Origin of the sequence: Paenibacillus nanchangensis (assembly GCF_046543445.1) — a bacterium.
GTDB classification, from domain to species: Bacteria; Bacillota; Bacilli; order Paenibacillales; family Paenibacillaceae; genus Paenibacillus_AQ; species Paenibacillus_AQ nanchangensis.
The window spans coordinates 19,368-39,713 of the sequence record NZ_JBHOFD010000036.1; the positions used below are offsets into that span (position 1 = coordinate 19,368).

Annotated in this window: 20 protein-coding genes and 1 other annotated feature; all 20 genes read left to right on the forward strand. The window is 51.7% G+C overall.

The genetic code is table 11. From position 1 onward, the window contains the following. Positions 1-217: 217 nt before the first annotated feature. The 20 genes from sigH to rplW all read left to right on the forward strand — a co-directional run bounded on the left by sigH (position 218) and on the right by rplW (position 20,323). Positions 218-862, forward strand: coding sequence for an RNA polymerase sporulation sigma factor SigH (gene sigH, locus ACE6ED_RS23785; protein ID WP_410829923.1), 645 nt, complete (start codon positions 218-220; stop codon positions 860-862). 337 nt (positions 863-1,199) lie between these two features. Then, a complete protein-coding gene (gene rpmG, locus ACE6ED_RS23790; RefSeq protein WP_410829924.1) occupies positions 1,200-1,349 on the forward strand; it encodes a 50S ribosomal protein L33 in 150 nt (49 codons plus the stop codon). Between the two features lie 21 nt (positions 1,350-1,370). Next, positions 1,371-1,562: a preprotein translocase subunit SecE gene (secE, locus tag ACE6ED_RS23795; RefSeq protein ID WP_410829925.1), complete on the forward strand. Its 192-nt coding sequence runs from the start codon at positions 1,371-1,373 to the stop codon at positions 1,560-1,562. A gap of 21 nt (positions 1,563-1,583) precedes the next feature. Then, the gene (nusG, locus tag ACE6ED_RS23800) at positions 1,584-2,117 is read left to right on the forward strand and encodes a transcription termination/antitermination protein NusG (protein WP_410829926.1); all 534 of its coding nucleotides are present in this window, start codon (positions 1,584-1,586) and stop codon (positions 2,115-2,117) included. Positions 2,118-2,187: 70 nt separating this feature from the next. Beyond that, a complete protein-coding gene (gene rplK / locus ACE6ED_RS23805) occupies positions 2,188-2,613 on the forward strand; it encodes a 50S ribosomal protein L11 (RefSeq protein ID WP_410829927.1) in 426 nt (141 codons plus the stop codon). Positions 2,614-2,695: 82 nt separating this feature from the next. Beyond that, positions 2,696-3,388, forward strand: a complete 693-nt coding sequence (gene rplA / locus ACE6ED_RS23810) for a 50S ribosomal protein L1 (RefSeq protein WP_410829928.1) — start codon at positions 2,696-2,698, stop codon at positions 3,386-3,388. Positions 3,389-3,457: 69 nt separating this feature from the next. Continuing rightward, positions 3,458-3,610: a sequence feature (ribosomal protein L10 leader region), on the forward strand. A 61-nt stretch (positions 3,611-3,671) separates the two neighbouring features. After that, positions 3,672-4,175 (forward strand): 50S ribosomal protein L10, encoded by a 504-nt coding sequence (gene rplJ, locus ACE6ED_RS23815; RefSeq protein ID WP_410829929.1) that lies wholly within the window; start codon positions 3,672-3,674, stop codon positions 4,173-4,175. 69 nt (positions 4,176-4,244) lie between these two features. Then, positions 4,245-4,607, forward strand: coding sequence for a 50S ribosomal protein L7/L12 (gene rplL, locus ACE6ED_RS23820; protein WP_410829930.1), 363 nt, complete (start codon positions 4,245-4,247; stop codon positions 4,605-4,607). A gap of 144 nt (positions 4,608-4,751) precedes the next feature. Continuing rightward, on the forward strand, positions 4,752-5,348 hold the full coding sequence (locus tag ACE6ED_RS23825) for a class I SAM-dependent methyltransferase (protein WP_410829931.1): 597 nt from the start codon (positions 4,752-4,754) through the stop codon (positions 5,346-5,348). A 409-nt stretch (positions 5,349-5,757) separates the two neighbouring features. Then, the gene (rpoB, locus tag ACE6ED_RS23830) at positions 5,758-9,303 is read left to right on the forward strand and encodes a DNA-directed RNA polymerase subunit beta (protein WP_410829932.1); all 3,546 of its coding nucleotides are present in this window, start codon (positions 5,758-5,760) and stop codon (positions 9,301-9,303) included. A 154-nt stretch (positions 9,304-9,457) separates the two neighbouring features. Continuing rightward, a complete protein-coding gene (gene rpoC / locus ACE6ED_RS23835) occupies positions 9,458-13,072 on the forward strand; it encodes a DNA-directed RNA polymerase subunit beta' (protein ID WP_410829933.1) in 3,615 nt (1,204 codons plus the stop codon). Between the two features lie 212 nt (positions 13,073-13,284). Continuing rightward, positions 13,285-13,533 carry a ribosomal L7Ae/L30e/S12e/Gadd45 family protein gene (locus ACE6ED_RS23840; protein WP_410829971.1) on the forward strand — a complete coding sequence of 83 codons (249 nt, stop codon included), beginning with the start codon at positions 13,285-13,287 and terminating at the stop codon, positions 13,531-13,533. A 143-nt stretch (positions 13,534-13,676) separates the two neighbouring features. Then, on the forward strand, positions 13,677-14,096 hold the full coding sequence (gene rpsL / locus ACE6ED_RS23845; RefSeq protein ID WP_410829934.1) for a 30S ribosomal protein S12: 420 nt from the start codon (positions 13,677-13,679) through the stop codon (positions 14,094-14,096). Between the two features lie 41 nt (positions 14,097-14,137). Further along, positions 14,138-14,608, forward strand: a complete 471-nt coding sequence (gene rpsG, locus ACE6ED_RS23850) for a 30S ribosomal protein S7 (RefSeq protein WP_410829935.1) — start codon at positions 14,138-14,140, stop codon at positions 14,606-14,608. A gap of 47 nt (positions 14,609-14,655) precedes the next feature. Continuing rightward, a complete protein-coding gene (fusA, locus tag ACE6ED_RS23855; RefSeq protein ID WP_410829936.1) occupies positions 14,656-16,734 on the forward strand; it encodes an elongation factor G in 2,079 nt (692 codons plus the stop codon). 106 nt (positions 16,735-16,840) lie between these two features. Further along, positions 16,841-18,031 carry an elongation factor Tu gene (gene tuf, locus ACE6ED_RS23860; protein ID WP_410829937.1) on the forward strand — a complete coding sequence of 397 codons (1,191 nt, stop codon included), beginning with the start codon at positions 16,841-16,843 and terminating at the stop codon, positions 18,029-18,031. A gap of 376 nt (positions 18,032-18,407) precedes the next feature. Further along, positions 18,408-18,716: a 30S ribosomal protein S10 gene (rpsJ, locus tag ACE6ED_RS23865; RefSeq protein ID WP_005544556.1), complete on the forward strand. Its 309-nt coding sequence runs from the start codon at positions 18,408-18,410 to the stop codon at positions 18,714-18,716. Between the two features lie 42 nt (positions 18,717-18,758). Next, positions 18,759-19,382 (forward strand): 50S ribosomal protein L3, encoded by a 624-nt coding sequence (gene rplC / locus ACE6ED_RS23870; RefSeq protein ID WP_410829938.1) that lies wholly within the window; start codon positions 18,759-18,761, stop codon positions 19,380-19,382. A 24-nt stretch (positions 19,383-19,406) separates the two neighbouring features. Then, the gene (gene rplD, locus ACE6ED_RS23875) at positions 19,407-20,030 is read left to right on the forward strand and encodes a 50S ribosomal protein L4 (RefSeq protein ID WP_410829939.1); all 624 of its coding nucleotides are present in this window, start codon (positions 19,407-19,409) and stop codon (positions 20,028-20,030) included. Further along, complete coding sequence (gene rplW, locus ACE6ED_RS23880; protein WP_410829940.1) at positions 20,030-20,323, forward strand: 50S ribosomal protein L23; 294 nt, start codon at positions 20,030-20,032, stop codon at positions 20,321-20,323. The genes rplD and rplW overlap by 1 nt, the downstream gene beginning before the upstream one ends. Positions 20,324-20,346 lie beyond the last annotated feature (23 nt).

The following is a 20,346-nucleotide window of genomic DNA, read 5'->3' on the forward strand; positions in this document are numbered from 1 at the left end:
GTTAGGGCTTGGTGGTGCGGCATAACGTAAAGTTCCTTTTTTGAAGGAGCAAATGCATGGGCGTTTGTGAATAGAAAAGCACAATATTGGGATTTTCTGTTATTCATGATTTTTTTTGGGCAGCACGCTGTTGACGATGAAAGGTAACATAATATATACTGTTCGTATATTTCGCGAAGTGACGGTGCGTCTTGCGTTGCAGCCGGGGGGATTCAGAGTGAGTGTCGACCTCAAGGAAATAATGCTGTCCGAGTATGATTTCATAAGCGATGAAGACATCGTTGAGGCTTTCCGTGCGGGCGACAGCGTCGCTCTGGAGCATCTGATCAACAAGTATCGCAATTTCGTACGCGCGAAGGCACGCTCTTATTTTTTGATCGGGGCGGACCGGGAAGACATTGTTCAAGAAGGCATGATTGGTTTATACAAAGCGATTCGGGATTTCAAGGGCGACAAGCTGTCCTCGTTTAAAGCGTTTGCGGAGCTGTGCATCACGCGGCAGATTATTACCGCAATCAAGACGGCAACCCGCCAGAAGCATATTCCGCTTAACTCTTACGTCTCGCTGGACAAGCCTATTTACGATGAGGATTCGGATCGAACGCTGATGGATGTGATCTGCGGCTCTCAGGTGCTTGATCCGGAAGAACTGATTATCAACCAGGAAGAGTTTGTCGGGCTGGAAGACAAGATGGCGGAGATATTGAGCGATCTGGAACGCAAGGTGCTGATGCTGTATTTGGACGGCAGATCATATCAGGAAATTGCAGAAGATCTGAAACGTCATGTCAAATCGATCGACAACGCCCTGCAGCGGGTGAAACGCAAGCTGGAACGATATCTGGAAGTGCGTGACAATTAATGCTATAATACAAGGAAAGGCTCGGCAACCGAGTCTTTTTTAGTTTGTTCCGCAAGAAGAAGATGAAGGTCAAAACGTTTAATCACAGCGTAAATTTCCTATACTTACAGGATGAACGGCGGAATCTCGGGATAATAAAGGAAACAGGCAAAGGCGACAGCGTGGAACGCACTGGCAGGCGGGGACAATGGCGCAAGAATAAGAAAAACTATCGTTGACATCGATTGCCGCGTTATGCTAAAGTGTTTTAGGTAGGCCCAAATTCGCGGCTTTCTTTAGGATCAATAATTACGTCTTCTGATGGTGATCGGAATGACGTATCCGGGAGGTGCACATCATGCGGGTAATTATTACTTTGGCTTGTACAAACTGCAAACAAAGAAATTATGCGACAACCAAAAACAAGCGTAATCACCCCGACCGCATGGAGATGAAGAAATTTTGCAAGTTCTGTAACGAGCAAACTCCTCATCGCGAAACGAGATAGTTTTTTGGAGGTGTAGTCGGCGTGAAACGCAGTTTCAAGTCTTTGTTTTCCTATTTCTCTGAGAGCTGGAGCGAGCTTAAGAAAGTTCGCTGGCCTAGTCGCAAAGAGCTCAAGAACTACTCTCTGATTGTACTGGGTACAATCGTGGTAATGACGCTCTACTTCTGGGTTCTGGACATCGGTATTTCCGCTGTGATCGAATGGATTATTTAGAGAGGTCCCAGGTGGCTTGATATGGAAAAAAGATGGTATGTCGTTCATACCTATTCAGGGTATGAGAACAAGGTCAAAGCCAATTTGGAAAAACGCGTTGAGTCCATGGGCATGGAGGACAAAATTTTCCGTGTTCTTGTTCCAATGGAAGAAGAACTGGTAAACAAGGATGGCAAGAAGAAAACCGTCATGCGTAAAGTTTACCCCGGATACGTTTTGGTCGAAATGATCCAGACTGACGATTCCTGGTATGTGGTTCGCAACACGCCGGGCGTTACGGGATTTGTCGGATCTACTGGTTCAGGTTCCAAACCCACAGCTCTGCTTCCGGAAGAGGTTGACCAGATTCTGAAGCATATGGGGATCGCCGAGCCGAAACCGCAGATTGATTTCGACATTAAGGAGTCCGTGCGCATCAAAGTTGGTCCTTTTGCGAATTTTGTGGGCTCCGTTGAAGAGATTTTGGCTGACAAGAGCAAGATCAAGGTTCACGTCAACATGTTTGGACGGGAAACCCCGCTGGAGTTGGATTTCACTCAGGTGGAGAAAATATAAGGTTGTCTGGGTTTCTTGTGGGAGGACTGTAAGGTCCGAATACCACTACTGATGCAAGGAGGTGTCACTCATGGCTAAAAAAGTTATTAAAATGGTGAAACTGCAGATTCCTGCGGGGAAAGCGAACCCTGCGCCTCCGGTTGGTCCGGCGCTCGGTCAAGCAGGTGTCAACATCATGGCATTCTGTAAGGAATTCAACGCTCGTACCGCCGACCAGGCTGGCCTGATCATCCCGGTTGAAATTACGGTGTTCGAAGACCGTTCCTTTACGTTCATCACCAAAACTCCTCCGGCTGCCGTTCTGCTCCGCATCGCTGCGAAAGTAGAAAAAGGATCCGGTGAACCGAACAAAAAGAAAGTTGCTAAGCTGAACCGCGCAGCAGTGCGTGAAATCGCTGAGCAAAAAATGCCTGACCTGAATGCAGCAGACGTGGAAGCGGCTATGCGTATGGTTGAAGGTACTGCCCGCAGCATGGGCATCACGATCGAAGACTAATCGAGTCTTTGCGCTTTGCGGTCTTTCATGACCGCGTATACGTGGGAGGAATTTCCGCTAATACCACAAAGGAGGAACACACATGGCTAAACACGGTAAGAAGTACCAAGAAGCCGCTAAGCTGTTTGACAGCGAAGCGACTTACGAGCCTATGGAAGCCGTTGAGCTTGTCAAAAAGGCATCGACCGCCAAATTCGACGAAACTGTCGAAGTTGCCGTTCGTTTGGGCGTAGACCCTCGTAAACAAGACCAAGCCGTTCGCGGCGTTGTTGTCCTGCCTCACGGCACAGGCAAAACAAAGCGCGTACTTGTATTTGCAAAAGGTGAAAAAGCGAAGGAAGCGGAAGCTGCCGGAGCGGACTATGTAGGCGATCAGGACATGATCAACAAGATCCAACAAGGTTGGTTCGAGTTTGATGTCTGCGTAGCTACACCTGACATGATGAGCGAAGTCGGTAAACTGGGCCGTCTGCTTGGTGGTAAAGGCCTTATGCCTAACCCGAAAGCCGGAACCGTTACGTTCGACGTTACCAAAGCCGTTCAAGAAATCAAGGCTGGTAAAATCGAATACCGTCTCGATAAAGCGGGTCAAATTCACGCGCCAATCGGCAAAGTGTCCTTTGACGCCGACAAACTGAACGATAACCTCAAATCCCTCATCGACGCTCTGAACCGTGCGAAACCGGCTGCTGCCAAAGGTGTATACCTTAAAGGCATCTCCGTATCTTCCACAATGGGCCCGAGCGCTCGTGTGAACACAGCTGCTTACAGATAAATTATTGTTGACTCTTAGAGTCAATTCTGATATTCTATAACAGTTGTGAGTATTTAAGGTGATCATTCCTTAATTCGAATATGCTTACCGTAGACAGTAGGTGCCGTAAGGCTTAATTTCCTACCGAGGTGTTGTGATAGAAATGGTAGAGGGCGTAAGTCCTTACGCCCCTTTCTGTTTATCCAGCCTTCGCAAATCTGCGGAGGCTTTTCTAATGCCCGTGTAGGTAGGCCCGATGCAAGAAGGCGACTGCCGTCATATAAATTCCCAGGAGGTGTATACATTGGCAAATGCAAAAGTGATTCAAGCGAAACAGGAAGCGGTTGACGTTGTAACCGGCAAACTGCAGAACAGCGTAACCACTGTTGTTGCAGACTACCGCGGTCTGAACGTTGCTCAAGTAACCGAACTGCGTAAGCAGCTTCGCGAAGCTGGCATCGATTTTCAAGTTCTGAAGAACACCCTGCTCCGCCGTGCGACTGCGGCTGCTGAGCTGACCGAACTGGACGAAGTCCTGACTGGTCCTACAGCAATCGCGTTCAGTACGGAAGATGCTGTGGCGCCTGCCAAGATCTTGAACGAATTCGCCAAGAAGAATGATGCTCTGAAGTTGAAAGGCGGCGTAGTAGAAGGCCGTGTCGTAGACGCGGACCAACTGAAAGCGCTGGCTGAGCTTCCTTCCCGCGAAGGTTTGCTGTCCATGCTGCTCAGCGTGCTGCAAGCACCGGTGCGCAACTTCGCGCTTGCGGTTAAAGCTGTGGCCGAGAAAGAAGAACAAAGCGCGTAAGCCTTTGAACTTCGCTGTGTCCTAATGTAAGACAAACCCAAAACTATGAATATAAATGGAGGTTTAATCATGAGTAAAGAGCAAATCCTGGAAGCCATCAAAGGCATGTCCGTACTGGAACTGAACGACCTGGTTAAAGCAATTGAAGAAGAGTTCGGCGTAACTGCAGCTGCTCCGGTAGCTGTTGTAGGCGGCGGCGCTGCTGCAGCAGAAGCTGAGCAAACTGAATTCGACGTAATCCTGGCTAACGCTGGCGGTTCCAAAATCAACGTAATCAAGATCGTTCGCGAAATCACGGGTCTGGGCCTGAAAGAAGCAAAAGACCTCGTAGACAACGCTCCGAAACCGATCAAAGAAAAAGTAAGCAAAGAAGATGCAGACGCTCTGAAAGCAAAACTCGAAGAAGCAGGCGCAACTGTAGAAGTGAAGTAATTCGTTTCTCACTTTGCCTTACCTTGAATTTCAGCAAACCCCTTGAACCCGTTCAAGGGGTTTGCTTTTAAATTCAGACCTCGCGGGGTATAGCGGAAGCGCTCTGAGGGGATGAATGATAGCGTAAGAGAAAGGGGAGGGAGTATGCCGCAGCATTATTATTCCCGCCAGCCGGAGACCAAACATGATCGCCGTGTAATTGAAACGACACTCCGGGGCAAGAAATTCCGGCTGGTCAGCGACGCCGGCGTTTTCTCTAAAGGCGATGTGGATTATGGAAGTAAAGTGCTGATTGAAGCCATGGAGATTCCCGAAGGAGCTTCCGTGCTTGATGTGGGGTGCGGATATGGCCCGATTGGGCTGACGGCGGCCGTACTGGCCCCGGCGGGTCATGTGACGATGGTTGATATCAACCAGAGGGCGGTTGAACTGGCCCGTGAAAATGCCCGCAGCAACGGCATATCCAACGTGACCGTGATGGAAAGCGATGTGCTGCAGGCGGTGGCGGGGCAGACCTTTGACGTGGTGCTGACGAATCCGCCGATCCGGGCAGGCAAAGCGGTGGTGCACGCTATTTTTGAACAGGCATATGAGCATCTCCGGGAAGGCGGAAGCCTGTGGGTGGTTATTCAGAAGAAGCAGGGCGCGCCGTCTGCCATGAGCAAACTGGAAAGCTTGTTCGCGAAGGTGGAGGAAATCGGTAAGGACAAAGGGTATCGAATCTTCCGGGCAGAGAAATAAAAAACGGTTCAATGAATAAATTCACAAACCGTTGTTGACACAGGAGTAGTGTAGTGGTATTATTATAAAATGTCAGTATTAAGATAGGCTTCATGTCTTTAGTTGGCTGAAATGTCAAGTTATATGTTATCTCTGGGTTAAGCTGTGAGGCTGCCCGGGCGCCTGCTTTTCGCCGTTTGCCGTTCAATCGGGTATAAATCGCGGCGGGTTGACGTATAATATGTACGTTTTGGGCAAATCTACTGGTATGGGGTCTTCGCCATGGATAAGTGCGCTCTTTTTTCGAAAGATTTCGATAAGGGCTTTTCTTTATTTGTGGAAGAATCCGTTGTTTATGGTTCCATTATACGGGTCCAAACAGGGGTTCGCAATCAATTTTTAAGTGAGTAGACATGAGGGGTGAGTAAAGTTGGCAGGACATCTTGTTCAGTATGGTCGACGCACTCGGCGAAGCTATGCGAGAATTAACGAGGTACTCGAAGTCCCGAACCTGATTGAGATCCAACAAAAATCGTATGACTGGTTTTTGGAGGAAGGATTGCGTGAAATGTTCCAGGACATCTCGCCGATCCAGGATTTCACGGGCAATTTGGTGCTGGAGTTCATTGACTACAGCCTGGGTGAGCCGAAATATACGGTTGACGACGCCAAAGAACGCGACGTAACGTACGCGGCACCGCTCCGGGTTAAGGTGCGGCTCATCAACAAGGAGACCGGCGAGGTCAAGGAACAGGAAGTGTTCATGGGGGATTTCCCGCTGATGACGGAGACCGGCACTTTTATTATTAACGGTGCGGAACGGGTAATTGTCAGCCAGTTGGTTCGCTCTCCTAGCGTCTATTTCAGCACAAAAGTGGATAAAAACGGCAAAAAAACCTACACCGCCACAGTGATCCCGAACCGCGGCGCATGGCTGGAGCTGGAGACGGACGCCAAGGACATCATGTATGTCCGGATCGACCGCACACGTAAAATTCCGGTCACCGTTCTGCTCCGGGCGCTTGGTTTCGGCACGGATGCCGAAATCCTGGACCTGCTTGGCAATGACGAATATATTCGCAATACGCTGGACAAAGACAATACGGATTCGACGGAGAAGGCGCTGATCGAGATTTACGAGCGTCTGCGTCCGGGCGAGCCGCCTACGCTGGACAATGCCAAAAGCTTGCTTGTAGCGCGTTTCTTCGATCCAAAGCGTTACGACTTGGCCAATGTGGGCCGTTACAAAATCAACAAAAAGCTGCACATCAAAAACCGTCTCTTTAACCAGCGCCTGGCTCAGCCGGTGGTGGACGAATCGACGGGAGAAATTTTGGCTGAAGCAGGTCAGATGGTTGACCGCCGTCTGCTTGACGAGCTGCTGCCTTACTTCGAAAACGGCCTAGCTGCGAAGACGTATCATGTTAGCGGCGGCGTGCTTGACAGCACCGATATTCCGCTGCAGACGATCGATGTATTCTCGCCGATCGAAGACGGCAAGGTCATCAAGCTGATCGCCAACGGCAACATCGACAAATCGGTCAAGCATATCACGCAGGCCGATATCATTTCTTCGATCAGCTACTTCATCAACCTGCTGCACGGCATCGGCAACACGGACGATATCGACCACTTGGGTAACCGCCGTCTGCGTTCTGTCGGCGAACTGCTGCAGAACCAGTTCCGTATCGGTCTGTCCCGGATGGAACGGGTGGTCCGCGAAAGAATGTCGATCCAGGATGCTAACGCGATTACGCCGCAGGCCCTGATCAACATTCGTCCGGTTATCGCTTCGATTAAGGAGTTCTTCGGAAGCTCCCAGCTGTCGCAGTTTATGGACCAGACGAACCCGCTGGCGGAGCTGACGCACAAACGCCGTCTGTCCGCACTGGGACCCGGCGGTTTGACCCGGGAACGTGCGGGCTTTGAGGTCCGCGACGTCCATCACAGTCACTACGGCCGGATGTGTCCAATCGAGACGCCGGAGGGACCGAACATCGGTCTGATCAACTCCCTGTCGACTTTTGCGCGCATCAACGAATACGGCTTTATTGAAGCCCCGTACCGCTGGGTGGATCCGAAGACGGGCAAAGTCACGGAGCAAATCGACTATCTGACCGCCGATGAAGAAGATAACTATGTTATCGCACAGGCGAACGTTGAGTTGGACGAAGAAGGCGGATTTAAAGAGGAAATGGTTATCGTCCGCTATAACAAGCTTTCCGACAACATCACAACGATGCCTAGCGATCGCGTAGACTATATGGACGTATCGCCTAAACAGGTCGTATCGGTCGCTACGGCGCTCATTCCGTTCCTTGAGAACGATGACTCCAACCGCGCCCTGATGGGATCGAACATGCAGCGTCAGGCCGTTCCGCTCTTGATCCCGAAAGCGCCGCTGGTCGGCACGGGGATGGAACATAAGTCTGCCAAAGACTCCGGCGTATGTATTGTTTCCAAGTACGACGGAATTATCGAGCGTTCGTCCGCCAATGAAATTTGGCTGCGCCGCGTCGAAACCGTCGAAGGCAAGGAAGTTAAAGGCGATATAGTTAAGTATAAATTACACAAATTCATGCGTTCGAACCAAGGCACCTGCATTAACCAGCGTCCGATCGCCAAGCGGGGCGATATCGTCAAGAAAGGCGATATTTTGGCCGACGGTCCGTCCACGGAAATGGGCGAATTGGCACTGGGCCGCAACGTAGTCGTGGCGTTCATGACATGGGAAGGCTACAACTACGAGGATGCGATCCTGCTTAGCGAGAAGCTGGTGAAAGAGGACGTCTACACTTCAATCCATATCGAGGAGTACGAATCCGAAGCCCGCGACACGAAGCTGGGACCGGAAGAAATCACCCGCGATATTCCGAACGTCGGCGAAGAAGCGCTCCGCAATCTCGACGAGCGCGGTATTATCCGTATCGGTGCCGAAATCAGCGCAGGCGATATCCTTGTCGGCAAAGTAACGCCTAAAGGCGTGACGGAGCTTACAGCGGAAGAACGCCTTCTGCATGCGATCTTCGGCGAGAAAGCACGCGAAGTCCGCGACACCTCGCTGCGCGTTCCGCACGGAAGCGACGGCATCATCGTGGACGTCAAGGTATTTACCCGCGAGAACGGCGACGAGCTGCCGCCGGGCGTGAACCAGCTGGTCCGCGTCTACATCGCGCAGAAACGTAAGATCTCCGAAGGCGACAAAATGGCCGGACGCCATGGTAACAAAGGTGTCGTAGCCCGTATTTTGCCTGAAGAAGATATGCCGTTCCTGCCGGATGGCACGCCGGTTCAAGTTGTACTGAACCCGCTGGGCGTACCTTCCCGGATGAACATCGGACAGGTGCTGGAAGTCCATATCGGCATGGCCGCGATGCGTCTTGGCATCCATGTGGCCACACCGGTATTTGACGGCGCACGCGAGTTCGACGTATTCGATACGATGGAAGAAGCCGGCATGCAGCGTAACGGTAAGACGGTGCTTTATGACGGACGTACGGGCGAACGCTTCGAGCGTGAAGTAACCGTCGGCGTCATGCACATGATCAAGCTGGCGCACATGGTCGACGACAAAATCCACGCCCGTTCTACGGGTCCGTACTCCCTCGTTACGCAACAGCCGCTGGGCGGTAAAGCCCAATTCGGCGGCCAGCGCTTCGGGGAGATGGAAGTGTGGGCGCTGGAAGCCTATGGCGCGGCGTATACGCTGCAAGAGATTCTTACCGTCAAATCCGACGACGTGGTCGGCCGGGTGAAGACGTACGAATCGATTGTCAAAGGCGAAAACGTGCCGGAGCCGGGCGTTCCGGAATCGTTTAAGGTTCTTATCAAGGAACTTCAGTCGCTCGGCATGGATGTTAAGATCCTGAGCGGAGACGAACAGGAGATCGAGATGAAGGAACTGGACGACGAAGACGAGGTGTCGGGTGACAGATTGAGCCTGAACCTGGAAGGCGCGGAAGTCGGAGTGGAATAATAACCGGTGGCGGCGCAGCTTCTGGCACAGAGGTGCCGGGGCGGGGCCTGTACCCGGAACAGCTTCTAGACAGAATCGCACGCCCCTGCCTTGCCGGAAGGCACGGGCAGGGGCTGCGGTACTAAATAAGGATTAGGTTAAGGAGGGTTGCTCCTTGTTGGACGTTAACAATTTTGAGTTTATGAAAATCGGTCTCGCCTCTCCGGAGAAAATTCGTTCTTGGTCCCGCGGAGAAGTTAAAAAACCGGAAACCATCAACTACCGCACGCTCAAACCGGAGAAGGAAGGCCTGTTCTGCGAACGGATCTTCGGACCGCAGAAGGACTGGGAATGTCACTGCGGCAAATATAAGCGCGTCCGCTACAAGGGTGTCGTCTGCGACCGCTGCGGCGTTGAAGTAACACGCGCCAAAGTGCGCCGCGAACGCATGGGCCATATCGAACTGGCTGCTCCCGTTTCTCACATCTGGTATTTCAAAGGCATTCCGAGCCGTATGGGTCTGGCGCTGGATATGTCCCCGAGATCGCTGGAAGAGATCATTTATTTTGCATCCTATGTCGTTACCGATCCAGGCGATACGCCGCTGGAGAAAAAGCAGCTGCTGTCCGAAAAGGAATACCGCAGCTACCGTGAGAAATACGGCTACGGTTTCCAAGCCAGCATGGGCGCCGAAGCGGTTAAGAAACTGCTTCAGGATCTGGATATCGAAAAAGAGCTGGAGTTCCTGAAAGAAGAGCTGCGCACGGCGCAAGGCCAACGCCGCAACCGTGCGATCAAACGTCTGGAAGTCATCGAAGCCTTCCGCAACTCCGGCAACAAGCCGGAATGGATGATCATGGATGTGCTCCCGGTTATTCCGCCGGAACTGCGTCCAATGGTACAGCTGGACGGCGGACGTTTTGCTACGTCTGACCTTAACGACCTGTACCGCCGCGTAATTAACCGCAACAACCGTCTGAAACGGCTGCTCGATCTGGGTGCGCCGGATATTATCGTGCAGAACGAGAAGCGTATGCTCCAAGAAGCGGTTGACGCGCTCATCGACAACGGCCGCCGCGGCCGCCCGGTAACGGGTCCCGGCAACCGTCCGCTGAAATCGCTCAGCCACATGCTGAAAGGTAAGCAAGGCCGTTTCCGTCAGAACTTGCTCGGTAAACGGGTTGACTACTCCGGCCGTTCCGTTATCGTCGTAGGTCCGTACCTGAAGATGTACCAGTGCGGCCTGCCGAAGAAAATGGCGCTGGAATTGTTTAAGCCTTTTGTTATGAAAGAACTTGTAAACAAGGGCCTAGCCCATAACATCAAGAGCGCAAAACGCAAAGTTGAGCGCGTAAGCCCTGAAGTATGGGATGTGCTTGAAGAAGTGATCAAGGAGCACCCGGTTCTCCTGAACCGTGCCCCCACGCTTCACCGTCTCGGTATCCAGGCATTCGAACCGATCCTGGTAGAAGGCCACGCCATTCGTCTGCACCCGCTCGTATGTACGGCTTACAACGCCGACTTCGACGGTGACCAGATGGCCGTGCACGTTCCGCTGTCCGCGGAAGCGCAGGCGGAAGCCCGCATTCTCATGCTGGCTTCGGGCAACATCCTGAACCCGAAAGATGGCAAGCCGGTCGTTACACCTTCGCAGGATATGGTCCTTGGTTCCTTCTACCTGACCATGGACAACGCGGAGGAAAAGGGCTCCGGTATGATTCTCCGCACCGTTAACGAAGCGGTGTCGGCGTACCAGCGCGGTACGGCGGGCCTGCATGCGCGTGTTGCGATTCCGGTTAAAGCTCTCGGCAAAACGAGCTTCACCGAAGAACAGCAAAACGCCATGCTGCTGACCACTGTCGGCAAAATCATCTTTAACGAAATTTTCCCGAGCAGCTTCCCGTACATTAACGAAGCTACCCGTGCCAACCTGCTGGAAGGCACACCGGAGAAATATTTCATTTACGAAAAAGGTGTAGACATCCGTGAGCGGATGATGGATCTTCCGATCGCAAGCGCGGTTGGCAAAGAGTATCTGGGCTCCATCATTGCCCGCTGTTTTGAGACGTACCACACGACGGAAACCTCCGTCATTCTGGACAAAATCAAGCAGCTCGGCTTCACCTACTCGACCCGCGCCGGCGTTACGATCGCTGTATCGGACGTTATCGTGCCGGAAGAGAAAAAAGAAATCTTGCGCGAATCCGAGGAAAAGGTCGACGTCGTTGCCAAGCAGTACCGCCGCGGCCTGATCACCAACGAAGAGCGTTATGACCGCGTTATCGAGATCTGGTCGAAGACAAAGGACGATCTGACGAACGTCCTGATGAAGTCGATGGACCGGTTCAACTCCATCATGCTGATGGTCGATTCCAAAGCGCGGGGTAATAAATCGCAGATCACCCAGCTGGGCGGCATGCGGGGTCTGATGGCTACGCCGTCGGGCCGGATTTTCGAGCTCCCGATCAAAGCGAACTTCCGTGAAGGCCTCACCGTCCTGGAGTACTTCATCTCCACGCACGGTGCCCGTAAAGGTCTGGCGGATACGGCGCTTCGGACGGCCGACTCGGGTTACTTGACCCGCCGTCTCGTCGACGTTGCGCAGGACGTAATCGTGCGCGAAGAAGATTGCGGAACGGACAAAGGCTTTACCGTAAGCCGGATTCAAGACGGCAAGGAAGTCATCGAGGACCTGTACGATCGCCTTGAAGGCCGTTACAGCTTTGAGACGGTTCGTCATCCGGAAACAGGTGAAATCATTGTTGGCCGTAACGATCTGATTGACTCTAACAAAGCTCAGGAGATCGTCAATGCCGGCGTACAGAAGCTGCAGATCCGTTCGGTTCTTAGCTGCCGCGCGCGTCATGGCGTCTGCAAGAAGTGCTACGGACGCAACCTGGCAACCGGCAAGCATGTCGAAATCGGCGAAGCGGTTGGCATTATCGCCGCACAGTCCATCGGGGAGCCCGGAACCCAGCTCACGATGCGTACGTTCCATACCGGGGGCGTAGCGGGTGACGATATTACCCAAGGTCTGCCGCGTATCCAGGAGCTGTTTGAAGCGCGGAATCCGAAAGGCCAAGCAACAATCAGTGAGATCGACGGCGTTATTAAAGAAATCCGTGAAGCCAAGGACCGCCGCGAAATTGAGGTCCAAGGCGAAGCGGAATCGAAAGTTTATTCGATTACGTACGGTTCCCGTCTGCGCGTAAGCGAAGGGCAGGAAGTGGAAGCCGGCGACGAGTTGACGGACGGTTCGATCGACCCGAAAGAAATGCTGCGCATCAAAGGCATCCGCGGCGTGCAGAACTACATCCTTCAGGAAGTTCAGCGCGTATACCGGAACCAGGGCGTAGAAATCAACGACAAGCACGTGGAAGTAATGATCAAGCAGATGCTGCGTAAAATCCGGATTATCGATGCGGGAGATACCAACCTGCTGCCGGGCGCCTTTGCGGACATTCATGAATACGAAGCAGCCAACAAGGAAGCGATCTTGTCCGGTAAAGAACCGGCTGTTGCCAAACCTGTGCTGCTCGGTATCACCAAAGCTTCGCTCGAGACAGACTCCTTCCTGTCCGCGGCTTCCTTCCAGGAGACGACGCGCGTGTTGACCGACGCCGCCATCAAAGGCAAAGTCGACCAGCTGCTCGGCCTGAAAGAGAACGTCATTATCGGTAAGCTGATTCCGGCGGGTACGGGGATGAACCGTTACCGCAATGTGAAGCTCAGCACCCAGGACGAAGAGCTTGGCGATGAAGAAGCGCTGGAAACCGTTTCGGCGGAATAAAGTAAAGCAGAGTAGATTCGTCTGAGTAGAAACCGTGCCGTTCGATTGCAGAGCGGCGCGGTTTTCTTCCTGGGGCGAAGGCCGCTGAAGGCCGTTATGATTTTTTTTGCAGAAAACATTCCCGAATTTCTTGACAAACGGAAACCGACAATGCTAATATAGCAAAGGTGCGTGAGTATCCTTGTTATCTTTCCTCATTGGAGGTAGTTATGATGGCTGATGATAGAGGACTACAAGACGCTCAGATCAAGATCGGGACCAAGCAGACCGTTAAGGCGGTCGAGCAGGACCAAGCCGCAGAAGTCTATGTGGCTGAAGACGGCGATCCGCGACTCACTTCGAAGATTGTAACACTATGTGCCAAGAAGAACGTCAAATTGACTTATGTTGATTCGATGACCAACTTGGGCAAGGCTTGCGGGATTGAAGTGGGAGCAGCGATGGCAGCTGTCTTAAAATAATAGCTACGAAACTGTTTTTGCAGCCGGCTGCAAGCTGGATGGCAAAGACTTTTCATTTGTCCTTAAATGAACCGCCTGGGTCTGTGGACTTAAAATGAGGTTTATAAGAAGGACATTATCAGAGGAAGGGGGTGGCAATTAACATGCCAACTATTAACCAATTGGTTCGGAAAGGCCGTCAAGCCAAAATCGAGAAATCGAAATCGCCGGCTCTGCAAAAAGGGTACAACGCCCTGAAGCGTGAGGCGACTGACCTGAGCGCTCCGCAAAAACGCGGTGTCTGCACTCGTGTAGGTACGATGACTCCGAAGAAACCGAACTCCGCGCTTCGTAAATATGCCCGTGTTCGCTTGACGAACAAAGTCGAGGTGACTGCTTACATTCCGGGTATCGGCCATAACCTGCAGGAACACAGTGTTGTTCTGATCCGCGGCGGCCGGGTAAAAGACCTTCCGGGTGTTCGTTATCACATCGTTCGCGGCGCGCTGGACACAGCCGGCGTTAACAACCGGATGCAGGCGCGTTCCAAATACGGCGCAAAACGTCCGAAAGCTAAGAAGTAATACAGATAAAATAATAACAATCTGATGAAAGGGGGATATCCATGCCACGCAAAGGTCCAGTTTCCAAAAGAGACGTACTGCCAGATCCGGTGTATAACAGCAAGCTTGTTACCCGTCTGATCAACCGTATTATGCTGGATGGTAAGAGAGGTGTCGCTCAGAGCATTCTGTACAATGCCTTCAAACTGATCCAGGAACGTACGGGCAAAGACCCGATGGAAGTCTTCGAAGCCGCTATTAAGAACATTATGCCGGTCCTGGAGGTAAAAGCTCGCCGTGTCGGCGGTGCCAACTACCAGGTGCCGATCGAAGTTAAGCCGGAAAGACGTACATCCCTGGGATTACGTTGGCTCGTAAACTACTCCCGCAACCGCGGTGAGAAGACGATGGAAGAGCGTTTGGCGGCCGAGATTATCGACGCTTCCAACAACACAGGCGCATCTGTCAAAAAACGCGAAGACACGCACAAAATGGCCGAAGCCAACAAAGCATTTGCTCATTACCGCTGGTAGGAGCAGGGTCATACAAATAACTTCAATTTTGAAGGGAGATCCACTACATGGCAAGAGAGTTCTCCTTGAAAAATACGCGTAATATCGGGATCATGGCTCATATTGACGCTGGTAAGACCACGACCACGGAACGGATCCTCTTCTATACAGGCCGTACGCACAAAATCGGTGAAGTACACGAAGGTGCGGCAACAATGGACTGGATGGAGCAGGAACAGGAGCGCGGCATCACGATTACGTCCGCCGCTACCACCGCTTCTTGGAAAGGTCACCGCGTCAATATCATTGATACCCCGGGGCACGTTGACTTCACAGTTGAAGTTGAACGCTCCCTGCGCGTATTGGACGGGGCAGTAGGCGTATTCAGTGCGAAAGAAGGCGTAGAGCCTCAGTCCGAAACCGTATGGAGACAGGCTGATCGCTACGGCGTTCCACGGATCGCATACGTAAACAAAATGGACATCATCGGTGCGGATTACCTTAACGTCGTTAAGGATATGCGTGATCGTCTTCAAGCAAATGCAGTTGCGATTCAGCTGCCAATCGGCGCTGAAAACGACTTTGTCGGCATTATCGACATCGTTGAGCAAAAAGCATACATGTACAAAGACGACCTTGGTCGCGATATCGAAGAAACGGCAGTTCCCGCCGAATTCGCGGATCAGGTGGAAGAGCTTCGCAACGAACTCATCGAGAAAGTTGCTGAGCTTGACGAAGACCTGACCATGAAGTATCTTGAAGGCGAAGAGATCTCCGTTGAAGAAATCAAGGCCGCACTGCGCAAAGGCGTTGTTGAGGTTAAGATCTTCCCGGTTATCTGCGGATCTTCCTATCGTAACAAAGGCGTTCAGCTGATGCTGGATGCGGTTATCGATTACCTGCCGTCGCCGGTTGATATTCCTGCGATTAAAGGTCATCTGGAAGACGGCACGGAAGCTGAGCGTCACTCTTCCGATGAAGAGCCGTTCTCCGCGCTTGCTTTCAAAATCATGACCGACCCTTACGTCGGTAAACTGACCTTCTTCCGTGTGTACTCCGGTATTCTGGAGTCGGGTTCCTACGTTCTGAATGCCACTAAAGGCAAACGTGAACGGATTGGCCGGATTCTGCAGATGCACGCGAACAGCCGTCAAGAAATCTCCGTAGTTTACTCCGGGGACATTGCGGCTGCGGTAGGTTTGAAAGACACCGGCACAGGTGATACACTGTGTGATGAGAAGAACCCTGTTATTCTCGAATCGATGAACTTCCCTGACCCGGTTATCGAAATTGCGGTTGAGCCGAAAACCAAGGCTGACCAAGACAAGATGTCCGTTGCGCTTGGCAAGCTGACTGAAGAAGACCCGACATTGCGTGCGAGTACAAATGAAGAGACTGGCCAAACCATTCTCGCAGGTATGGGCGAACTTCACCTTGATATCATCATCGACCGTATGCGTCGTGAGTTCAAAGTGGAGACCAATGTTGGTAAACCTCAAGTAGCTTACCGTGAGACGTTCCGCGCTCCGGCCCGTGTCGAAGGCAAGTTCGTTCGTCAGTCGGGCGGACGCGGCCAATACGGTCACGTATGGGTCGAGTTTGAACCGCTTGAAGCAGGTACTGGCAGCCAATTCGAAAGCAAGGTCGTCGGTGGCTCCGTTCCTAGAGAGTACATCGGTCCAGCTCTTGCCGGTATCGAAGAACAAATGAAGAACGGCGTCTTGGCTGGCTTCCCGCTGGTAGACGTTAAGGCTACGATCGTAGACGGATCTTACCACGATGTCGACTCCAACGAAATGGCGTTCAAAATCGCCGGCTCGATGGCGCTGAAAGCAGCGAAAGACAAGTGTAAGCCTGTCCTGCTCGAGCCGATCATGAAAGTCGAAGTAACCGTGCCTGAGGAATACATGGGCGACGTTATGGGTATGCTGAACTCCCGCCGCGGACGGATCGAAGGTATGGATTCCCGTGCGGGCGCGCAAATTATCCGTGCGAAAGTGCCTCTTTCCGAAATGTTCGGATACTCCACGACTCTTCGTTCCGGTACCCAAGGACGCGGCGTGTTCTCCATGGAACTCTCTCACTATGAAGAAGTTCCGAAGAACATTGCTGAAGAAATCGTGTCCAAGAATAAAGGCGCAGAGTAACAACAGTTTTAACTGCCGCCCGGACCTTTTAATTCAGTCAGCTTAGAGTTTCATCTTTCGGGCGGCTTCAATATAATGAACCCCACAATAAGGAGGAACTGTTCAAATGGCAAAGGCTAAGTTTGAACGTAATAAACCGCACGTTAACATCGGTACGATCGGTCACGTCGACCATGGTAAAACGACTCTGACTGCAGCAATCACAACCGTATTGTCCAAAAAATACGGCGGTGCAGCTGTTGCTTTCGATCAAATCGACAAAGCTCCTGAAGAGCGCGAGCGCGGTATCACTATCTCCACCGCTCACGTAGAATACGAAACTCCTAACCGCCACTACGCTCACGTAGACTGCCCTGGTCACGCCGACTATGTTAAAAACATGATCACTGGCGCGGCTCAAATGGACGGCGCGATCCTGGTTGTATCCGCAGCTGACGGCCCTATGCCGCAAACTCGCGAACACATCCTGCTCTCCCGTCAGGTAGGCGTTCCTTACATCGTCGTATTCCTGAACAAATGCGACATGGTTGAAGACGAAGAGCTGCTGGAACTGGTTGAAATGGAAGTTCGCGACCTGCTGAACGAATACGAGTTCCCGGGCGACGACACTCCGATCACTCGCGGTTCCGCTCGTGAAGCTCTGCAAAACCCGGACGGCGACTGGGCTCAAAAAATCGTGGAAATGTTCGAAACGATCGACGAGTACATCCCGCTGCCTGAGCGCGACACTGAGAAGCCTTTCCTTATGCCTGTCGAGGACGTATTCTCGATCACTGGCCGCGGTACCGTGGCAACTGGCCGCGTAGAGCGCGGAACAGTTAAAGTGGGCGACGAAATCGAAATCGTTGGTATCAGCGAAGAGAAGAAAAAATCCGTCGTTACGGGCGTTGAAATGTTCCGTAAATTGCTTGACTCCGCTCAAGCCGGCGACAACATCGGCGCACTGCTTCGCGGTGTTGACCGTAACCAAATCGAGCGCGGACAAGTATTGTCCAAACCGAACTCCGTTAACCCGCACACTGAGTTCACTGCTCAAATCTACGTCCTGACTAAAGAAGAGGGTGGACGTCACAAGCCGTTCTTCACTGGCTACCGTCCGCAGTTCTACTTCCGTACAACGGACGTAACAGGCATCATCAACCTGCCGGAAGGTTCCGAAATGGTTATGCCTGGCGACAACATCACAGTAACTGTTTCGCTGATTTCCCCGATCGCTATCGAAGAAGGAACTAAGTTCTCCATTCGTGAAGGCGGCCGTACGGTTGGTGCCGGTACTGTAGCTTCCATCCAAAAATAATGCTGCTGCCGTCTTGAGACGGCAATGCATTTCGAAACAGGGTTTCTTCTATATAGAAGAAACCCTGTTTTATGTTTGAAGACGTTTTGTGATCGTCTTGTTAAATCCGTGGAGCACCATCCTTTGAAAGGAAAAATTGGACCGTAACTGAACGCAAATTACATTTACAATCGGATGGATGAATAAGTTCAATAATTTTGTGTTTTATGCTTGCAATAGGCAGGTTCTTTAGATATAATAATAAATGTTGTTCTGCGACGTTGCGATGATGTGAGAGGTTACTGACACACCCGGCCCCTTTGCCATGAGGACGGCGTCAGAAAATTTTCACGGAGTATGTCCGATAATAAATTGGGCGATAGAAGGAGGGACTAAAATGGCAAAGCAAAAAATTCGTATCCGCTTGAAAGCATACGACCACAGAATTCTTGATCAATCCGCTGAGAAAATCGTTGAGACAGCAAAACGTTCCGGTGCTGGTGTTTCCGGGCCGATTCCGCTGCCTACCGAAAAACAAATCATCACCATTCTCCGTGCGGTACACAAGTACAAGGATTCCCGTGAGCAGTTCGAGATGCGGACTCACAAACGTCTGATCGACATTGTGAATCCTACTCCGCAAACTGTGGATGCCTTGATGCGCTTGGACCTGCCGTCCGGTGTAGATATCGAAATCAAACTGTAATAACTTCCACTACGGAATAAGGAAAAGAAAAGAGGTGTCAACATGAAAGGTATCTTGGGAAAAAAACTCGGTATGACTCAAGTATTTACTCCGGAGGGCAATGTGGTTGCCGTAACGGTAATCGAAGCCGGTCCTTGCGTTGTACTGCAAAAGAAAGACCTGAATACTGACGGCTATGAAGCGGTTCAGCTCGGTTTTGCCGACAAGAAAGAGAAACGCGCCAACAAGCCTGAAGCAGGTCACGCCAAAAAGGCAAATGCAACACCTAAGCGCTACGTTCGCGAAATTCGCGGTGTTGACCTCGGGGCCCTCGAGGTTGGACAAGAACTGAAGGCTGATATCTTCAGCGAAGGCGAATTTGTTGACGTAACCGGTATTTCCAAAGGCAAAGGCTTCCAAGGCGTTATCAAACGTTGGGGACAAAGTCGCGGACCAATGGCGCACGGTTCCCGTTACCACAGAAGACCGGGTTCCATGGGCTCGATCCAAGCTAACCGTGTTCCTAAAGGTAAACGCCTGCCAGGACATATGGGCCATGACACCGTAACGGTGCAAAAGCTCGAAATCGTCCGGGTAGACGCTGAACGCAACGTGCTGCTTGTTAAAGGCTCCGTGCCTGGTGCGAAGAACAGCTTCGTGAAAATTAAAGAAACCGTTAAGAAATAAGTTTAGAAGAAAGGAGGAACAGAAATGCCAAAAGTAACAGTATTCAACATGAGCGGCAAAGAAGTAGGCGAAGTTGAGCTGAGCGATACGGTTTTCGGTATTGAGCCGAACGTACACGTTCTTAACGAAGCAGTTCTGATGCAGAGAGCTTCCCTGCGCCGCGGAACGCACAAAGTCAAAGGACGCTCCGAAGTACGCGGCGGCGGACGTAAGCCTTGGAAACAAAAAGGCACCGGCCGTGCTCGTCAAGGTTCGATCCGTTCTCCACAATGGAAAGGCGGCGGCGTAGTTTTTGGACCAACACCGCGCAGCTACTCCTGGAAGCTTCCTAAGAAGGTTCGCCGTCTGGCTATCAAATCCGCGCTGTCTTCGAAAGTGATCGGCAACGACATTATCGTACTGGACGCGCTGAGCTTGAATGCTCCTAAGACGAAAGAATTCGCGGCAATCCTGAACAACCTGAAGGTTGACCGCAAAGCTCTGATTGTAGCTCCTAGCTATGATGACAATGTGGCTCTGTCCGCACGTAACATCCCTGGGGTGAAATTCGTTGCGGCTGAAGGCATTAATGTTCTGGACGTGCTGACGCACGACAAACTGATCATCACTAAAGAGGCAGTTTCGAAGGTAGAGGAGGTGTTCGCGTAATGAAAGATCCTCGTGATATTATCAAACGTCCGGTGATTACGGAACGTACTGCCGATTATATGAATGACATGAAGTACGCTTTTGAAGTGGACATTCGTGCCAACAAAACCGAAATCAAGCAGGCCGTTGAGGCTATTTTCAAAGTGAAAGTCGTTAATGTGAACACAATGCGCGTACCTGGCAAATTGAAACGTTATGGCCGCTACTCCGGTTACACTCCGGAATGGAAAAAAGCCATCGTTAAGCTTAGCCCGGACAGCAAGCCGCTCGAGTTTTTTGAGTCGGTAGAATAATACTCTTAAAGTAAGGAGGGAAA